This is a genomic window from Brachybacterium epidermidis (assembly GCF_015209585.1).
Lineage (GTDB): Bacteria > Actinomycetota > Actinomycetes > Actinomycetales > Dermabacteraceae > Brachybacterium > Brachybacterium epidermidis.
Genome location: NZ_JADEYR010000001.1, coordinates 21,734 through 39,195, shown reverse-complemented (window position 1 = coordinate 39,195; position 17,462 = coordinate 21,734). Strand labels below are relative to the sequence as shown.

At 72.8% G+C, this 17,462-nt stretch carries 18 protein-coding genes; 9 read left to right on the top strand and 9 right to left on the bottom strand.

The annotated features are described in order from the left end of the window. Positions 1–36: 36 nt before the first annotated feature. A complete protein-coding gene (locus tag IOE58_RS00180; protein WP_193864403.1) occupies positions 37–327 on the bottom strand; it encodes a DUF3017 domain-containing protein in 291 nt (96 codons plus the stop codon). A 163-nt stretch (positions 328–490) separates the two neighbouring features. On the opposite strand from IOE58_RS00180, the gene IOE58_RS00175 reads away from it, so the two are divergent. Further along, positions 491–1,993 (top strand): aspartate ammonia-lyase, encoded by a 1,503-nt coding sequence (locus IOE58_RS00175; protein ID WP_193864402.1) that lies wholly within the window; start codon positions 491–493, stop codon positions 1,991–1,993. Between the two features lie 4 nt (positions 1,994–1,997). Here IOE58_RS00175 and ppk2 read toward each other — a convergent pair whose 3' ends face one another. The 3 genes from ppk2 to purN all read right to left on the bottom strand — a co-directional run bounded on the left by ppk2 (position 1,998) and on the right by purN (position 5,278). Next, entirely contained in the window at positions 1,998–2,903 is a 906-nt protein-coding gene (gene ppk2 / locus IOE58_RS00170) for a polyphosphate kinase 2 (RefSeq protein ID WP_193864401.1), read from the bottom strand. 117 nt (positions 2,904–3,020) lie between these two features. Further along, a complete protein-coding gene (gene purH / locus IOE58_RS00165; protein ID WP_193864400.1) occupies positions 3,021–4,685 on the bottom strand; it encodes a bifunctional phosphoribosylaminoimidazolecarboxamide formyltransferase/IMP cyclohydrolase in 1,665 nt (554 codons plus the stop codon). Then, positions 4,682–5,278: a phosphoribosylglycinamide formyltransferase gene (purN, locus tag IOE58_RS00160; RefSeq protein WP_193864399.1), complete on the bottom strand. Its 597-nt coding sequence runs from the start codon at positions 5,276–5,278 to the stop codon at positions 4,682–4,684. The genes purH and purN overlap by 4 nt, the downstream gene beginning before the upstream one ends. A gap of 178 nt (positions 5,279–5,456) precedes the next feature. On the opposite strand from purN, the gene IOE58_RS00155 reads away from it, so the two are divergent. Beyond that, on the top strand, positions 5,457–5,885 hold the full coding sequence (locus tag IOE58_RS00155; RefSeq protein WP_193864398.1) for a hypothetical protein: 429 nt from the start codon (positions 5,457–5,459) through the stop codon (positions 5,883–5,885). Here IOE58_RS00155 and IOE58_RS00150 read toward each other — a convergent pair. Further along, complete coding sequence (locus tag IOE58_RS00150; RefSeq protein ID WP_193864397.1) at positions 5,863–7,290, bottom strand: cell division protein PerM; 1,428 nt, start codon at positions 7,288–7,290, stop codon at positions 5,863–5,865. The two genes, IOE58_RS00155 and IOE58_RS00150, sit on opposite strands and share 23 nt — an antisense overlap. Before the next feature lie 167 nt (positions 7,291–7,457). On the opposite strand from IOE58_RS00150, the gene IOE58_RS14045 reads away from it, so the two are divergent. Further along, entirely contained in the window at positions 7,458–8,033 is a 576-nt protein-coding gene (locus IOE58_RS14045; protein WP_228018417.1) for a hypothetical protein, read from the top strand. Further along, positions 7,970–8,770, top strand: coding sequence for an isochorismate synthase (locus IOE58_RS14040; protein WP_348981819.1), 801 nt, complete (start codon positions 7,970–7,972; stop codon positions 8,768–8,770). The genes IOE58_RS14045 and IOE58_RS14040 overlap by 64 nt, the downstream gene beginning before the upstream one ends. Here IOE58_RS14040 and IOE58_RS00140 read toward each other — a convergent pair. The 3 genes from IOE58_RS00140 to IOE58_RS00130 form a co-directional block, all read right to left on the bottom strand. Continuing rightward, complete coding sequence (locus IOE58_RS00140; protein ID WP_259890529.1) at positions 8,767–9,867, bottom strand: S1C family serine protease; 1,101 nt, start codon at positions 9,865–9,867, stop codon at positions 8,767–8,769. The genes IOE58_RS14040 and IOE58_RS00140 overlap by 4 nt on opposite strands. Positions 9,868–10,945: 1,078 nt before the next feature. Further along, entirely contained in the window at positions 10,946–11,854 is a 909-nt protein-coding gene (locus IOE58_RS14035; RefSeq protein ID WP_228018416.1) for a thiamine pyrophosphate-binding protein, read from the bottom strand. Positions 11,855–11,872: 18 nt separating this feature from the next. Beyond that, positions 11,873–12,850 (bottom strand): o-succinylbenzoate synthase, encoded by a 978-nt coding sequence (locus IOE58_RS00130; protein WP_193864395.1) that lies wholly within the window; start codon positions 12,848–12,850, stop codon positions 11,873–11,875. A gap of 50 nt (positions 12,851–12,900) precedes the next feature. Between IOE58_RS00130 and IOE58_RS00125 the strand changes: the two genes are divergently transcribed. The 4 genes from IOE58_RS00125 to IOE58_RS00110 all read left to right on the top strand — a co-directional run bounded on the left by IOE58_RS00125 (position 12,901) and on the right by IOE58_RS00110 (position 16,707). Next, on the top strand, positions 12,901–13,518 hold the full coding sequence (locus IOE58_RS00125; RefSeq protein ID WP_193864394.1) for a GNAT family N-acetyltransferase: 618 nt from the start codon (positions 12,901–12,903) through the stop codon (positions 13,516–13,518). Next, positions 13,496–14,479, top strand: a complete 984-nt coding sequence (locus IOE58_RS00120; RefSeq protein WP_193864393.1) for a 1,4-dihydroxy-2-naphthoyl-CoA synthase — start codon at positions 13,496–13,498, stop codon at positions 14,477–14,479. Before IOE58_RS00125 ends, IOE58_RS00120 begins: the two co-directional genes overlap by 23 nt. A 7-nt stretch (positions 14,480–14,486) precedes the next feature. Then, entirely contained in the window at positions 14,487–15,722 is a 1,236-nt protein-coding gene (locus IOE58_RS00115; protein WP_259890534.1) for an AMP-binding protein, read from the top strand. Between the two features lie 79 nt (positions 15,723–15,801). Beyond that, entirely contained in the window at positions 15,802–16,707 is a 906-nt protein-coding gene (locus IOE58_RS00110; RefSeq protein ID WP_193864392.1) for a 1,4-dihydroxy-2-naphthoate polyprenyltransferase, read from the top strand. Here the strand turns inward: IOE58_RS00110 and IOE58_RS00105 are convergent. Next, the gene (locus IOE58_RS00105; RefSeq protein ID WP_193864391.1) at positions 16,675–16,995 is read right to left on the bottom strand and encodes a DUF4229 domain-containing protein; all 321 of its coding nucleotides are present in this window, start codon (positions 16,993–16,995) and stop codon (positions 16,675–16,677) included. The two genes, IOE58_RS00110 and IOE58_RS00105, sit on opposite strands and share 33 nt — an antisense overlap. A gap of 77 nt (positions 16,996–17,072) precedes the next feature. Here IOE58_RS00105 and IOE58_RS00100 point away from each other — a divergent pair, with 77 nt between their 5' ends. Further along, positions 17,073–17,453 (top strand): PLD nuclease N-terminal domain-containing protein, encoded by a 381-nt coding sequence (locus IOE58_RS00100; protein WP_193864390.1) that lies wholly within the window; start codon positions 17,073–17,075, stop codon positions 17,451–17,453. The last annotated feature ends 9 nt before the right edge of the window (positions 17,454–17,462 follow it).

The window sequence follows — 17,462 nt, the reverse complement described above, 5'->3', positions numbered from 1 at the left end:
CTCTCAGGTCCCCTGGGGCTGAGGCGCTCCCGTGGATCAGAGGTTCGGTGAGGTCGAGAGTACGGCGAGCCCCGCCGCGATGACCAGCATCACTGCGGCGTCCACGGCGCGTGAGCGCACGGCGAGCGCCCCGACGGCGGCGGTGGGCAGCACCAGTCGCATCACTGCCAGCACGGCCATCAGTGCCGCGAGCAGCATGCCGGCCAGCGGCACCGCACCCAGCGCACCGACCACCAGGATCACCGCCAGCGCGAGCAGTGCCACGGTGAGCACGGCCTGGCGTCGGAGCGCCGCGCGCACCGTGAACGGTGAGGGGTCGGAGATCACCGGCCCATCGTACGGTGCCGCCGATCCGGCTCGGGAGGCCCCGGCGCGGGATACGCTGAGCGGGGCCGTCAGAGCCGTCGGCCCCGGACCGTCGGCACGCCCCGGCGGCCCCCCGCCGGCCCCGTCGACGCGGCCACACGCATCCATCCCCGGAGGACTCCCGATGACCAGTTCCGCCACTCGCCGCGAGCACGACCTGCTGGGCGACCGCGACGTGCCTGCCGATGCCTACTACGGGATCCAGACCCTGCGCGCCCAGGAGAACTTCCACATCACCGGGGTGCCGGTGAGCCACTTCCCCAAGCTGATCATCGCGCTGGCGCAGGTAAAGCGGGCAGCGGCTCGCGCGAACCGGCAGCTGGGAGCCCTGGACGAGCGCCGGGCCGAGGCCATCGAGCAGGCCTGCGCGGAGATCGTGGACGGTGCTCTGCACGAGCACTTCGTGGTGGACATGATCCAGGGCGGCGCCGGCACCAGCACCAACATGAACGCCAACGAGGTGATCGCCAACCGCGCGCTGGAGATCCTGGGCCTGGAGCGGGGCGACTACGAGCAGCTGCATCCCAACAACCATGTGAACCTGGGCCAGTCCACCAACGACGTGTACCCCACGGCGGTGCGCCTGGCGATGCTGCTGTCGTTCCCGGCTCTCGCCGAGGCGATGGATCAGCTGATCGGGACCCTGCGGGAGAAGGGCGAGGAGTTCTCCGACATCCTCAAGATGGGCCGCACCCAGATGCAGGACGCGGTGCCGATGACCGTGGGCCAGGAGTTCCGCGGCTGGGCCACCACCATCGCGGAGGACGTCGAGCGCCTGACCCGCACCTCGCGCCTGTTCCAGGAGGTCAACCTGGGGGCCACCGCGATCGGCACCGGCATCACCTCGGATCCTCGCTACGCGGAGCTGGCCACGCGCGAGCTCGCCGAGCTCACGGGGATCCCGTTCTCCGTCTCCGCGGATCTGGTGGAGGCCACCAGTGACACGGGCGCGTTCGTCACCTTCTCCGGTGTGCTCAAGCGCATCGCGGTGAAGATCTCCAAGATCTGCAACGATCTGCGACTGCTCTCCTCCGGGCCCCGTGCGGGCTTCGCCGAGCTGCGACTGCCTGCCGTCCAGCCCGGCAGCTCGATCATGCCGGGCAAGGTCAATCCGGTCATCCCCGAGGTGGTCAACCAGGTGGCCTTCGAGGTGATCGGCAACGACATGACCGTCACCTTCGCCGCTGAGGGCGGCCAGCTGCAGCTGAACCCCTTCGAGCCGGTGATCTGCTTCAACATCCTGGAGTCCACGCGCATCATGACCCGGGCGATGACCACGCTGGCGGAGCGCTGCATCGCCGGGATCGAGGTGAACCGGGACGTGGTGGACGGGTACGTGCGCCACTCGATCGGGGTGATCACCGCACTGGTGCCGGTGATCGGCTACGCCGCCGCCACCGAGGTGGCCAGCGAGGCCCTGGAGACGGGCCGGCCGGTGGCGGACCTGGTGCTGGAGAGGGGCCTGCTGGACGAGCGGCGCCTGGCAGGGCTGCTCTCACCTGCCTCGATGACCCGCCCGGTACGGCCCACGGCCACCGGCACGATCCCGGCGCTCACGGTCGCGGAGGAGCCCCCGGCTGCCGAGGAGCGGACCGCCGAGGACGAGGAGCGGACCCACGAGAGCTGACTGGCTACTCGTCGGCCTCCTCCTGCTTGCCGCGCATCACGAGCTTCGGATCGGGCTCACCGACCACGTCGTGGTCCTTGCCCTCGTACTCGAACTGGGACAGGAAGTAGCGCATCGCATTGAGCCGTGCGCGCTTCTTGTCGTTGGAGCGGATGATGGTCCAGGGCGCGTACTTCTTGTCCGTGCGGCGGAACATCTCCAGCTTGGCCTCGGTGTACGCGTCCCAGCGGTCCAGGGACTCCAGGTCCATCGGGGAGAGCTTCCAGCGGCGCACCGGGTCCAGCTGGCGGATCGCGAAGCGGGTGCGCTGCTCCTTCTGGGACACGGAGAACCAGAACTTGGTGACGTGGATGCCGGAATCCACCAGCATCCGCTCGAAGTGCGGGACCTGGTTCATGAAGGTCTCGTACTGCTCCGGGGAGGCGAAGCCCATCACCCGCTCCACCCCGGCGCGGTTGTACCAGGAGCGGTCGAACAGCACCATCTCCCCGGAGGTGGGCAGGTGCTGGATGTAGCGCTGGAAGTACCACTGGCCGCGCTCGCGGTCGCTGGGCTTGTTCAGCGCGACCACGCGCGCGGTGCGGGGGTTCAGGTGTTCGGTGAAGCGCTTGATGGTGCCGCCCTTGCCGGCCGCATCGCGCCCCTCGAAGATGATGATCGACTTCTGGTCGTTGTCCTCGAGCCAGTACTGGTACTTCAGCAGCTCCACCTGCAGGCGGTACTTCTCCAGCTCGTACTCGTCGCGGTCCATGCGGGTCTCGTACGGGTACCCCTCCTGCCAGGTGTACACCGGGTTGCCCTGCGGGTCGATCAGGTCCGGGTCCGGGGTGTGGCCGTCGGTGACGGAGTAGCCCTCGTCCCGCAGGTGCTCGATGTACTCGCGCAGACTCTGGTTGTCGGGGATCTTCACCGTTGCTCTCCTTCGATCACTCGCCTGGGTTACCGCTCACTCTATTGCCCCGGTCCGACAGCTTTCCGTGACCCCTGCGTCCGCGAAGCGCGAGCCGCGAGCCGAGTGCCGTCGGGCTCAGTGGGCGAAGTGGCGGGTGCCGGTGAGGTAGAGGGTCACCCCTGCCTCGCGGCAGGCCGCGATCACCTCGTCGTCGCGGATGGAGCCGCCGGGCTGGACGATCGCGGTCACGCCCGCGTCGATGAGGATCTGGGCACCGTCGGCGAAGGGGAAGAAGGCGTCCGAGGCGGCGACGGCTCCGCGTGCCCGCTCCGGTGCCTGCTCGCCCTCGGCATGCTCGCCGAGGGTGTTGGCGCGGGCCACGGCCAGCCGGCAGGAGTCCAGGCGGTTGACCTGGCCCATGCCGATGCCGACGGCTGCACCGTCCTTGGCCAGCAGGATCGCGTTGGACTTGGGCGCCCGCACGGCCCGCCAGGCGAAGGCGAGGTCGGCGAGGGTGTCCTGGTCGGCGGCCTCCCCGGCGGCCAGGGTCCAGGTGGCAGGGTCGTCCCCGCCGGCCGTGAGGGCATCGACGTCCTGCACCAGGGTGCCGCCCCAGATGGTGCGGATCTCCACCCCGCCGCGGGGCCGGTCGGCGACCTGCAGGATCCGCAGGTTCTTCTTGCTGTGCAGCAGCTCGAGGGCCTCGACCTCGTAGCCGGGCGCCAGGATCACCTCGGTGAACACCGGCTTGACCTGCTGAGCCATCGCCAGGGTGACCGTGCGGTTGGCGGCGATCACCCCGCCGTAGGCGGAGACCGGGTCGGTGCCATGAGCGCGGGCGTGGGCGGCGGCGATGTCCTCGCCCTCGCGCGCGACGGCGATGCCGCAGGGGTTGTTGTGCTTCATCACCACCACGCAGGGCTGGTCGTGGTCGTAGGCAGCACGCAGGGCGGCGTCGGCGTCGACGTAGTTGTTGTAGCTCATGGCCTTGCCGCCGAGCTGCTCGGCGCCGGCGAGACCGGGATCCTCCTCGTCGACCACGGCGAGGCGGGCGCGCTGGTGGGGGTTCTCGCCGTACCGCAGGGTGGCGGCGAAGCCCATGGTGGCAGCGTCCTCGTCGCTCATGTCCAGCAGGTAGGTGTCGCTGACCTCCTCCGCCTCGTCCTGCTCGGCGCCGTCGGCGTCCTGGGCGTCGTCCCCGTCCAGGGCGCCCATCATCCAGGCGGCGATCGCCTCGTCGTACCCGGCAGTGACCTGGAAAGCAGCCGCGGCCAGCTCCTGCCGCTCCCCCAGAGTGAAGCCACCGGCCCCCGCTGCACGGGCGGCCTCGGCGTAGTCCTCGGGCTCGACCACGACGGCCACCGAGGCGAAGTTCTTGGCGGCGCCGCGCACCATGGTGGGGCCGCCCACGTCGATCTTCTCGATGATCTCCTGGAAGCTGCCGCCGGCCGCGACCGTCTCCGCGAAGGGGTAGAGGTTCACCACCACGAGGTCGAAGGGGGCGATGTCGTGGTCGGCCAGCTGGGAGACGTGGTCCTCCAGGCGCTGGTCGGCGAGGATCCCGCCGTGGATGCGGGGGTGGAGGGTCTTGACACGGCCATCGAGCATCTCGGGGAAACCGGTGATCTGCTCGACGTCGGTGACCTCGATCCCGGCCTGGCGGACGGTCGCCGCGGTGGAGCCGGTGGAGACGATCTCGCAGCCGGCGTCGGCGAGCGCTCGGGCCAGCTCGACGATGCCGCTCTTGTCGTAGACGGACAGCAGGGCGCGGCGGAAGGGGCGGCGGTCGGAAGTGGTCACGCGATGGGCTCCTGTTCGGTTCGGTTCGCAGCGGTCAGTCGGCGCACCACGTCCACCAGCAGCGGCTGCTCGGCCTGCTTGATGCGCTCGTGGAGGGTGGCCTCGGTGTCGTCCTCGTGCACCTCGACGGCGACCTGGGCGAGGATGCGGCCGGTGTCCACACCGGCATCGACCTCGATCACGGTGGCGCCGGTGACCTTCACCCCGTGCGCGAGGGCGTCGCGCACGCCGTGGGCGCCGGGGAAGGAGGGAAGCAGGGCGGGGTGGGTGTTGATGATGCGCCCGGGATGGGCCTCCAGCAGCGGTGCTCCCAGCAGCTTCATGAACCCGGCCAGCACCACCAGGCGCGGGGAGAAGCCGGCGACGGCCTCAGCGAGCGCGCGATCCCACGCGGCGCGGTCGGCGTGGTCGGCCAGGCGCACCACGGCGGTGGGCACGCCCGCAGCGCGCGCGTGGGCGAGGCCCGCGGCCTCCTTGTCGGCGATCACACCGACGATCTCGTAGGGGCAGTCCGGGTGCGCACCGGCCTCCAGCAGGGCGGCGAGAGTGGATCCGGTGCCGGAGATGAGGACGACGACGGGGGTGCGGGACACGGTGCCAGGGTAGTGCAGGGGCGTGTGCGCGCCGTCGTCGGTCCGAGGGTCGGCGCCGGCCCGAGGGTCGGCGTCGGTCCGGGGGTCAGCGCCGACCGCGGGGCGAGCCCGCCCCCATCTGCGAGCGGCCTGCACGCGGTGACACGGGGTCCAGGCGGACGGGGCACAATGGTCCACGATGAGCAGCGATGAGAAGAAACCGCAGGGCGGCGCACGGGACGAGTCCACCACCGGCACCAGGCAGCGTCGGCTGCTCGGGGCGCTCAGCTTCGCCCTGCTGGCCGCGTGGCTGCTGATGCTGGCTCCGCTGCCCTACTCGCTGCTGAGCGGGCTGGCAGGCCTCATCGCGCTGGTGCTGCTGATCCCCCTGATCGTGACCGCCTTCCGGGAGGGGCGCCGGGGGATGGCGATCTTCTCCGCCGTGGTGGGCGTTCCCGCCACACTGCTGATCGTGCTGGGCACCGTGACCTCCCTGGTGTTCTACGGCCCTACGGTGCAGCGCGAGGAGTGCGTGCGCACGGCGATCACCGAGCGTGCGAAGTCGCAGTGCGCCCAGGAGGCGCAGGAGTCGATGACGGACTGGATCACCGGTCTGCTGGGGGGTTGAGCTCCTCCGCAGGCACCTCCACGGGGTCCTGAGCCTGCGCAGGCTCCTCACGCTCCACAGGGTCCGGGGCGTCCTCGTGGACCTCCCCGTCCTCCTGCGCGGGTGCGGGATCACCTGCCCCGGTGCGCTCGGCACGCTCCTTCTCCTCGGCGGACTCCACGCGGCTGCGCAGCGATGTCACCGCTTTCTGCGTCCAGGGGATCAATGCGGTGGCCATGAACGCCAGCACCGCGCCCGTGCCGCCCACCGTCAGCAGCAGCAGCGGCATCAGCAGGGTGCCCATCTGCGGGCCCAGGTGCGCCAGGCGTCCGTCGCCGATGCCACCGGTGGACAGCCCGGCCAGCAGCAGGATCACCACCATCAGCACCAGCGGGTAGGCCACCCACGCGGTCACCCGGTCCCGGAGGTCCAGGTGCTCGACGTCCCGCACCAGGCGCACCGCGCCCAGCACGACGGGGGCCAGGGGCACCAGCATCAACGCGATCGCCCATTCGGGTGCGGGGCCCGGTTCCGGCAGGGCCGCCAGGATCGGCAGGGCCGGCATCAGCCCGGTCTCCACCCCCTGCAGGGAAAAGGCGGTGCCGGTGCCCATGGTCACGGTGCCGCCCAGCAGGATCACCAGTGCCCACACCATCAGCAGGGGAAGCAGGGCCAGCTGCAGCAGGGTCAGCACGATCCCGCCCACGATCCCGGGGCCCAGCTGTTCGAACAGGGCAGCGGCGCCCTTGATGCCCCACAGCAGCTGGCCGGTGACGGCAAGGGCCCCCACCGCGACCAGGCCGGCCAGGGCCAGCAGCACCGCGCGGGCAACAGCGTCGAAGGGGGCGGGCAGCAGACCCAGCACCCGCACTCCCGGGGAGCTGTCCGTGGGGCGCCGTGACAGGGACCGGAGCACGCCGAGCAGGCCTCCCACCACTGCCACCAGCGCGCCGGAGAGGAACGCCGGGACAATCATGGGGGCCGCATCGACGCTGCGCCCCAGGGCGGCCAGCGCCGCCACCCCGATCGCGTAGACGACGGTGTAGGCGCCCAGTGCCGCGCCGGCGTCCCCCAGCGCGCGCGGCCGCAGCCCTGCATCGTGCTCGACCAGCCCCAGCACATAGCCCACGCGGCGCATGCCCAGAGCGGACACCAGAACGAACAGCGCCATCAGCCCGAGGGGGGTGAGCGTGACGGTGCCGTCGATCACCCCGGTGGACAGGGTGATGCCGCCGCCGTGCCCGAGCACCAGCACGTTGAGGCCGATGATGATGGCGTCCAGGGCGGTGGCGGCTGAGCGGGTGCCTGCCACCTGGGCGGCGAGCGCGGGGATCACGGTCACCGCGATCGCGGTGCCCAGGGACACGACGGCCGCGAGCACTCCCCGCACCAGGGGGCTCGCGATGCTCTCGCCGCTGCTTCTCACGCACTGCTCCGTCCATCCGTCCATCGGGCGGCCCGGGAGGGCCGACGGGCACCGCGGGGGGCGCCCGCACCATCGTCGCACCTGAGACCCCCTCACCGGCGCAGGCGGCATCGGGGTGCCGCCGGTGACCATCCGCACGCGGAGGACCTGTCGCATAATGAGTCCCGATGCCTTCCCTCCCCACGTCCCCCGCCCTCGCCGACGACACGTCGGAGCTGGTGGTGCGCACCCTGCGGATCGATGAACCGGTCGACCTGCTGGGGCATGTGCCCGAGCACCTCAGCGCCGCCTGGCTGCGTCACGGCCAGGGCCTGGTCGCCGTGGGGACGGCCTGGTCGGTGCAGACGGCCGGGCCGCACCGCTTCGCCGCCGCCAGCGCTGCCTTCCAGCACCTGGCCCAGCGCTGCCGCATCGACGACGAGGTGCGCACCCGGGCCAGCGGCCTGATCGCCCTGGGCAGCTTCTCCTACGCCGACGGCTCCGCACGGCCCTCCACGCTGATGGTTCCGCAGGCGGCGCTGGGGGTGGAGGAGGGCGAGGCCTTCCTCACCGTGGTGGGGACGGGTGTCGAGCCCGAGGTGCCCGCCTCCTGGCGCGACCTGTTCCCCCACCCGCGCACACCCGACCCCGGCGAGCTGGACATCGACCCTCGCACACCCCAGAGCAGTACCAGGCCCTGGTGCGGGACGCGGTCGGTGCGATCACGGACGGCGAGGCGCAGAAGGTGGTGCTCTCCGAGCTGACCACGGTGCGCTCCGGCGCGCCCGTCAGTCGGGCCGCGCTGGTGGCGCGCCTGGCTCGCGAGTACCCGAGCACCTGGGTGTACCACCTCGAGGACGTGGTGGGGGCAAGCCCCGAGATGCTCGCCCAGACCGAGGACGGCCGTGTGTTCTCCCGGGTGCTGGCAGGCACCCGTCCGGTGGCCGAGGGCGCAGAGCTGTCCGAACAGGACCGCCGCACCTTCCGCGGGGACGCCAAGGAGCGCTCCGAGCACGCCTTCGCGGTGGACTCGGTGGTGGATCGCCTGGTGGACGTGGCCCTCGACGTCACGGTGTCCCCGGAGCCGTTCGTGCTGCGGCTGCCGGGGCTGGAGCACCTGGCCTCGGATGTCTCGGCGAGCCTGCTACGTGGGGTGACCAGCCTGGACGTGGCCGCACGGCTGCATCCCTCGGCCGCGGTCTCGGGGACCCCGCGGGAGGCGGCCGACGAGATCATCGCCCGCCTGGAGCCGCGCGACCGCGGCGGCTACGCCTCCCCCGTGGGCTGGATGAACGCCCGGGGCGACGGGCAGTGGGCGATCGCGCTGCGGATGGCGCACCTGGTGGACGACCGCACCGTCGCCCTGCAGGCCGGGGGCGGCCTGGTGGCGGCCTCCGATCCGGTCTCCGAGCACGCCGAGGTGCTCGCGAAGAACCGGCCCATGCTGCGGGCACTGCGCGGCGGGACGGCCGGGACGGGGAACGGCCCCGTCAAGCGCTAGGGCCTCTCCCCCAGGGTGATCCGGATCGCCCGCTCCTTCTCGCCCCTGACCACGGTGAGCGTGTGCTCGGATCCCACCTCCTGGCCGCGCACCACGGCCGTCAGCGCCGCAGCCCCGCCGATGCTGACGTCGTCGAACGCCGTGATCAGGTCCCCCTCCTGTATGCCGGCCTCCACCGCCGGGCTGTCCGGCTCCACGCCGACCACCTCGGCACCGCGGTGGGTCACGTCGCCCACGCTGCGGGTGCCGTCCTGGGTGGTGACGCCCACGTAGGCGTGCCGCACCGTGCCGCCCTCCCCCAGCTGATCCGCGATCAGCCGCGCGGTGTTCGAGGGGATCGCGAAGCCCAGTCCGATGCTCCCCACGGCACGATCCGTGCCGGGGATGGCGGCGATGGCCGTGTTGACGCCCACCACGTGACCGCGGGCGTCGACCAGCGGCCCCCCGGAGTTGCCGGGGTTGATGGCGGCATCGGTCTGGATGGCGGAGGTGAAGGCGGCGTCGGAGCCGTCCTCCTCCTCTCCCTCGGTGGTCACGGGCCTGTCCACTGCCGAGACGATGCCCGTGGTGACGGTGTTCTCCAGCCCCAGCGGTGTGCCGACGGCCATCACCGGATCCCCCACCTCGACCAGCTCGGAGTCGCCGAAGGTGGCGGGCTGGAGGTCCGGGGGCGGTGCGTCCAGGCGGATCACGGCCAGGTCCGTGCTGGGATCAGCGCCCACCACTGCCGCGGTGTACGTGAGGCCGTCGGCCAGGGTGACCTGCACCTGGTCCCCTCCGGCCACCACGTGATCGTTGGTGAGAACGGAGCCGTCCTCGGAGAGCACCACGCCGGTGCCCTGGCTGGTGCCGGTAGCGGTGCGCACCTGGATGGCGACCGTGCTCGGGGCCACCTGCTCGGCCACCTCGCTCCAGTCCGCCACCGTCGCCCCACCGGTCGAGACGGGCTCCACGTCCGGGCCGGTGGGCGAGGGGGAGGCTGGCTCGCTCGGTGCCTGTGCCGAGGTGAGCGGCGCGATGATCCGGTCGTAGGCCACCACTCCGCCCAGGGTGGCACCGCTGGACAGGAGCATCCCGGCCAGGACCAGGGCGCTCACCCCTCCCCAACCGGGGCCGCGCCGCGGGGTGTGCGGGTGGGCGTGCGGGGCGGCCTCCCGGCTGACCCGCGATGCCTCGACCGCGGTGCCGCTCGGCCCGGCAGGCGGCGTCGGTTCCGGCTGCGGCGGTCGGAGCGCGGATGGCCCCTGAGCGTCCTCCCCGGTCCGGGAGGCGAAGGGATCCCAGGGGTTCGGGGACTGCCCGGGATCATCCTGCGCGGGGCTCATTCGACCATCCCGTCTCTCGAGATCGATGACCGCCGACGGGAGAACTCCTGGACCACGATGACCCGGATCCCCCGGCTGGGGGCCGCAAGCGCGCCGGCCAGCTCATCGGTGCACACGGACTCGGTGCGGGCACCGAGGGAGGCGGCGGCACCGGCGATGTCCACGCCGTGCGGGGTGGTGAAGAAGCGCCGCAGCAGCGCGGGCGGGGCGGCGGCGTGCTCGAGCCCCCCGAAGATGCGACCGCCGTCGTCGTCGACCACCACCACGTCGAGATCCGGGCGCTGCTCCTCCGGGCCGATGATCAGGCCCGTGAGGTCGTGCAGCGCCGTGAGGTCACCCACCAGCAGCCGCACCCGCCCGGGGTGGTCCCGGTGGGCCAGGGCCAGGCCGGTGGCCATGGCGGTGGTGCCGTCGATGCCGGCCAGTCCCCTGTTGGCGATCACCCGGGCGTCCGTGCTCCCGGCGTGCTGCTCGAGGTCCCGGACCAGGCTGGAGGAGCCCAGCACCAGCACGTCGTGCTCCTCGCTCGCGTTCCACACGGCCAGCGCCGCCCCCACCTGCCAGCCCAGGGGGCGGGCGGCGGATGCGGCCGCGCCGCGCCAGGCCTGGACGCGGGTGCGGCGGGCGGCGAGCTCCTCGCTGTCCGCGCGATCATCACCGGTGGCCGCGGGCACCGTGAGAGCGGCGCGGCCTGCCGCGTCGGGCCAGCTCGAGGTGGAATCCACGACGATCACCTCGACGTCCTCGGCGCCCAACAGGGCCCCCAGCACGGGTCGTGAGAGGGTGGGGTGCCCGAAGACCACGGCCCGCTCGGGCCGCAGGTCGTGCGAAGGATCCGCCATGATCTCGCTCAGCAGCGCCGGATACCCCGGCACCAGCATGTCGCCGCCGCGGGCACCGGAACTGGGCTCCGCCAGCAGCGGCAGCCGATGGCGCTCGGCGAAGGCGCGGGCATCGGGTCCGGCGCCGTCACCGGCGACCACCACCGTGCGGGAGGAGACCGCCACGGGGTGCGGCGGCGGGGCGCCGGGGCGTGGCCTGCGGGTGAGCACGATCGGTCGTGCGGGCGAGTCCGCATCGTCGGCCGCACCGGTGGCGCCGGGATCCGTGTCGTCGTCGGGACCGGCAGCAGCTCCGGGGCCGGGCGTCGTGGGCACCAGGGGTCTCGGAACCCGAGGTTCAGGTGCACCGGTCCGGGATGGGTGCCAGTGGCCGCGGCCATGGCGCGGGCGGCGGTCATGGCGATGGTGCGCAGTTCGACGGGGGTCGCCCCGGTGGCGGTGGGCGCGGGCAGATCCGCCTCGAAGCGCACGAAGTCGCGGTACAGGCCCACCTGAGAAGTGGTCTGGTTCGCCCCGGTGCCCCGCAGCTCGACCGGGCGGTCGGCGGTGAGCACGATCAGGGGCACCCGGGAGTGGTGCGCCTCCATCACCGCGGCCAGCAGGTGGGCGGTCGCGGTGCCCGAGGTGGTGGCCACCGCGGCGGGGGGGGCGGGGTCGTGGCGCGAGGTGCCCAGGGCGGCGGAGCCGGCCGCGCGCTCGTCGGGCCGCCCGTGGGGCCGGAGCATGTCGGCCACCTGCCCATCCGCGAGGGCGTACACCAGGGGGGCGGAGCGGGATCCCGGGGCGAGGACGGTCTCGCGCACGCCGAGCAGGCCCAGGGCGCGCCACAGCACGACCGCCTCGTCGACCGCCCCGGACCCGGTGGGGGCCGGCGCGGTCAGTGGGGCGACCTCGGGGCGCTGCTCGGCATCAGGCATGGTGACAGCGTAGAACCCTCACAGCTGCGCAGAGCACTCGGCCAGGCGCGCCTGCCACCTCGCGGTGAGCTCCGGCCCGGCCGCGTGCCGCACCAGCTGCTCCTCGGTCGGCTCCGGGCGCACGGCGGCGATGGTGCCGCCGGTGGCGTGCAGGGGCTCAGCCGTCACATCGCCGGTGAGCAGCGCCGCCGTGGCGAGGCCGCAGGCGTGGGGCAGCTCGGGCAGCGCGGCGGCCAGGGCCAGCCCCGCGCTCAGACCCACCCCCGTCTCCAGCGCGGAGGAGACCACCACCGGCAGGCCGGCCTGCTCGGCGAGCTGGAGGCAGCGCCGCACCCCGCCCAGGGGCTGGACCTTCATCACCAGCACATCAGCAGCCTCGGCGCGGGCCACCCGCAGAGGGTCCTCGGCGCGGCGCACCGACTCGTCGGCTGCGATCGGCACGTCCAGGGCCCGGCGCAGGGAGGCGAGGTCCTCGATGCTCGCGCAGGGCTGCTCGGCGTACTCGAGCCCCCCGGCGGCCCTGTCCAGCACCGGCAGTGCCGCCAGGGCCTCCTCGAGGGTCCAGGCGGCATTGGCGTCGATGCGGATGCGGGCCTCGGGTCCCATGGCCTCACGCACGGCGGCGAGCCGGTCGGCGTCCTGGGAGAGATCGCAGCCGGGGTCGGCGACCTTGACCTTCGCGGTGCGCGCGCCGCCCACCCGGGCGATGCGGGCGGCGAGGGCCGGGGGCACCACGGGCACGGTGACGTTCACGGGGATCTCGCGGCGCTGCGGGGCAGGCCGCTCGGCTGTGGCATCGGCGAGCGCTGCCCGCAGCCAGGAGGCGGACTCCTCCACGTCGTAGTCCCAGAAGGGTGAGAACTCCGACCAGCCCCGGGGGCCGTGCAGAAGCACGCCGTCGCGTTCGGTGAGGCCGCGGAACCGCATGGTCATGGGGATCGACCAGGCCACCGCCCGATCGATGCCGAGCTCGCGCAGAGCAGAGGGGATGTGCATCTCTCGAGGGTATCGGCCGGGTCACCGCCCCAGCAGGGCAGGATGGGGTCATGACGTCCCCTCAGCCATCCGGCCCGTACTCCCTGCGTCCCGTGGGCGCTGCGGACGCCGACGCGGTGCTCGCCGCCTTCACCTCCCACCCCGACATGGCCCGTCAGGGTGAGGTGGAGACCATCGAGCAGGCCCGCACCTACGTGGACTGGCTGCGGGGCGAGCAGCGCCGGGCGGTCGCTGTCACCGATTCCTCGGGGAGCATGATCGGCCTGGTGGCCCTGAGCATCGACCAGGACAACCGGGCGGGATGGTTCTTCTACTGGATGCCCGCGCAGCCCCGGGGCCGTGGGCTCATCGGCCGAGCGGCGGCCACCGTGGCGGATCGGGCCCTGGCCCCGCTCGAGCAGGGCGGGTGGGGGCTGGACCGCCTCGAGCTGGGACATCGTGCCAACAATCCAGCCTCCGGAGCGATCGCGCGTGCAGCGGGCTTCGTGCAGGAGGGCGTGGAGCGACAGAAGTTCCTGATCGACGGGGAGCGGCACGACGTGCTCGCCTACGGGCGCCTGCGCACCGATCGGGCACCGTCCACACCGCGCCTGCCCTGGGCGCCGCAGGGCCAGGAGATGGCGCCTTCCCACTACCCTGGGGGGCATGACGACCACCCCCGCTCCTGAGCCCCGGCAGGTCTCCGAGACCTTCGATCCCTCGCGCTGGCGGGAGGTGACGGCCGCCGAGCACGGCGGCTCTGCCTTCACCGACATCACCTACCACCGCGGGGTGCAGCGCAGCGAGGACTCCACCGGCCACGACCTGCCGGTGGTGCGCATCGCCTTCGATCGTCCCGAGGTGCGCAACGCCTTCCGCCCGCACACGGTGGATGAGCTGTACCGGGCTATCGACCATGCCCGCCTGGACACCGGCGTGGGCGTGGTGCTGCTGACCGGGAACGGCCCCTCCCCCAAGGACGGCGGGCGCTCCTTCTGCTCCGGCGGCGACCAGCGCATCCGCGGCCGCGCCGGCTACGAGTACGCCGAGGCCGAGGAGCTCGCGGAGACCGACCAGGCGCGCACCGGCTCCTCGGGCCGCCTGCACATCCTGGAGGTGCAGCGCCTCATCCGCACCATGGGCAAGGTGGTGATCGCGGTGGTCAACGGCTGGGCCGCCGGCGGTGGCCACTCCCTGCACGTGGTCGCGGATCTCACCATCGCCTCCCGCCAGCACGCCCGCTTCAAGCAGACCGATGCGAACGTGGGCTCCTTCGACGGCGGCTACGGCTCGGCGTACCTGGCCAAGCAGGTGGGGCAGAAGCGGGCCCGGGAGATCTTCTTCCTGGCCGAGGAGTACTCGGCGCAGGACGCCTACGACTGGGGCGCGGTCAACCGGGTGGTGGACCACGCCGATCTCGAGGACGAGGCCCTCGCGATGGCCGCGACCATCGCCACCAAGTCCCCGCAGGCGATCCGGATGCTCAAGTTCGCCTTCAACCTGGCTGACGACGGTCTGATGGGCCAGCAGGTGTTCGCCGGGGAGGCCACGCGCCTTGCCTACATGACCGACGAGGCCGTCGAGGGCCGCGACGCCTTCCTGCACAAGCGCGACCCCGACTGGACCCGGTTCCCCCACCCGCAGGGCTGAGATCGCCGTGACGTCGTGGATCCGGCCGGCCCCGTACGACGCCTCCGCCGCCTCCCTCACCGAGCACGCACACGCGATCGGTGAGGTGATGGCCGGGCACGGCAGGCTGTGGCTGGGCCCCTTCGATCCTCCCGCGCAGCTGCCCGCCGGGTTCGAGGATGCGGCGCTGGTGGTGCCCACCTCCGGCTCCACCGGCGCGGCCAAGGCGGTGGCGCTGTCCCGGCAGGCGCTGCTGGCCTCGCAGGACGCCACCGCCTCCCTGATCGGCCACGGCTACTGGCTGCCCCTGCTGCCGCCCACGCACATCGCCGGGGTGCAGGTGATCGCCCGCGCCCACCGCACCGCGCAGGTGCTGGGGCTGGACGGCCCGGCCCTCCCCCGGCCGCTGCCGGACCTGCGCGGCCACTTCGACTCCACCGCCTTCGTGGCCCTGGCCGAGCCGGCGCTGGCGCAGGCGCAGGAGGCGGGACTGCCGGCGCTGACCTCCCTGGTGCCCACCCAGCTGACCCGCGTCGTCACCGGGGCCACCGGCGCCGATGCCCGGGCCAGGGCCGTGCTGCGCCGCTTCACCGCGGTGCTGGTGGGCGGGGCCGCGACCCCGCAGGAGGTGCTGGCGCGGGCCCGTGGCCAGCGGATCGCGGTGCGCACCACCTACGGCTCCTCCGAGACCGCCGGTGGCTGCGTGTACGACGGCACCGCCCTGCCCGGGGTGCGCCTGCGGATCGACGGGGCCGACGCCGAGGGCGCCGGCCGCCTGCTCGTCTCCTCCCCGACACTCGCCCTGGGGTACCTGTTCGCGGACGGCAGCAGCGAAGCGATCGGCACGGAGCTGGCCACCTCGGACCTGACCTCGCTCGATGCCGAGGGCGCCCTGAGCGTGCTGGGTCGCGCCGACGACGTGATCATCACCGGTGGCCGCAAAGTGCTCCCGCAGGACGTGGAGCGGGCCATCGACCGCTCCCTGATGCTGCGCGGGCTGGTGCGCTCGGCCGTCGTCGTGGGCGTGCCGGATGCGGAGTGGGGCCAGCGGGTGGAGGCCCTGGTGACCCTCGAGGCGGGCGTGGAGCCGGCCGAGGCGGCGTCCCTGGTGCGCTCGGCGCTGCGCACCACCGAGGTGCCCTCCTTCATGATCCCCAAGCGGGTGCACGTGGTCCAGGAGCTGCCGCTGCTGGGGATCGGTAAGATCGATCGGTCCGCCGCCCGGCGGGTCGCCACCGATCTCACCGATCCGGCAGGCGGCTGACCGCCCGGCCCGGATGCCCTCCCCCGCTCGACGCGCTCCGACGTCGACCGTTCGCCTGAGCACTCCCGGAAGGACCGCCGTGGCCACCGTCTCCCAGTGGATCGAAGGGGCACGCCCCCGCACCTGGCCGGCGGCCGTGGCCCCGGTGGCGGCGGGCACCGGCGCGGCGATATGGCAGCTGCGCGGCCTCGACTCCCTCGACGCCGGCACCCTGCTCGGCGTGGTGCTGCCCCGCGCCCTGCTGGCGCTCGCCGTGGCGCTCAGCCTGCAGATCGGCGTGAACTACGCCAACGACTACTCCGACGGCATCCGCGGCACCGACGACGAGCGCGTGGGGCCCTTCCGCCTCACCAGTTCCCGAGCTGCCGCACCGGCCACCGTCAAGCGTGCCGCCATCGGCTCCCTGGCCGCAGGCGCCCTGTTCGGGGTGGCGCTGATCGCGGTGGCCGGGATCTGGTGGGCCCTGGTGGTGGGGTCCGCCGCCGTCGCGGCCGCCTGGTTCTACACCGGCGGCAAGAAGCCCTACGGGTACCTGGGCCTGGGCGAGCTGTTCGTGTTCGTGTTCTTCGGGCTGGTGGCGGTCAATGGCACCGCCTACGCGATCACGCTGCGGTTCGGGTGGGTGGCGCTGCTGGCCTCGATCGCGATCGGCCTGCTGGCAGTGGCGATCATGCTCACCAACAACCTGCGGGACATCCCCACCGACACGATCGCAGGCAAGCGCACCCTCGCGGCGCGCCTGGGCGATCGGGGCACCCGATGGCTGTTCACCGCGACCATGCTGGTGCCGTTCGTGCTGATGGTGCCGGTGATGGTGGCGCAGTGGCCAGTGCTGCTGGTGCTGCTGGCCCTGCCGCTGGCGATCATGCCGGCGCGCACGGTGCTGGGAGGGGCGATGGGCCGTGACCTGATCCCGGTGCTGGGCGCCACCGGGAAGCTCGAGCTGGTGTTCTCAGTGCTGCTGCTGGCCGGCCTGGTGATCTGAGGGCTCCTCACGACCGGAGCTCTCCGCGCTGTCCAGCAGGGCGTCCTCGTGCTCGGCGTCCTCGTCGACCATGGGCCCGCGCTTGGCGCGACGACGATCATCGGCATCCTTCCACCGCATCGCGGCGCGGTCACGCACCTTGTCCAGGACCAGGATCGACACCAGCATCGAGAGCAGCGCCGCCAGCACGCCCGCCAGCATCACCCCGATGTCCAGCAGGGTGAGCAGCCACCAGACCGCACCGAACAGGGCGAGCCGCAGCACGGCATAGACGACCATCTCTCGCATACCCACCAGGGTAGGTCCCCCTGGTGGGTGCTTCCTGCTCCGAGCCGCCGACCAGGGACCCTGCCTAGACTGGATCCATGCTTCGCGCGATCCCGGCCATCCTCTCCATCGCCCTTGCGATCTTCGCGCTCGCGGACTGCGTCCAGACCCAGGACGACGAGGTGCGCGGGCTGCCGAAGTGGGCGTGGATCGTGCTGATCGTGCTGATCCCCTGGGTGGGGCCGATCACGTGGCTGCTGGTCGGCAAGGACCGCACCGACGGCACCGGCCGCGGGCCCGGGCGGGGCGGGCCGCGGCGCAGCGGACCGATCGCGCCGGACGAGGACCCGGACTTCCTGCGCAAGCTCGATGAGGACATCCGTCGCGAGCGCCGCGAGAAGGAGCGCCTGCGGAAGGAGCGGGAGGCCCGTGAGGATCAGCAGCGCAGCGAGGGTCCCGAGGACCCGCCCTCGGCCTGAACCGCCACG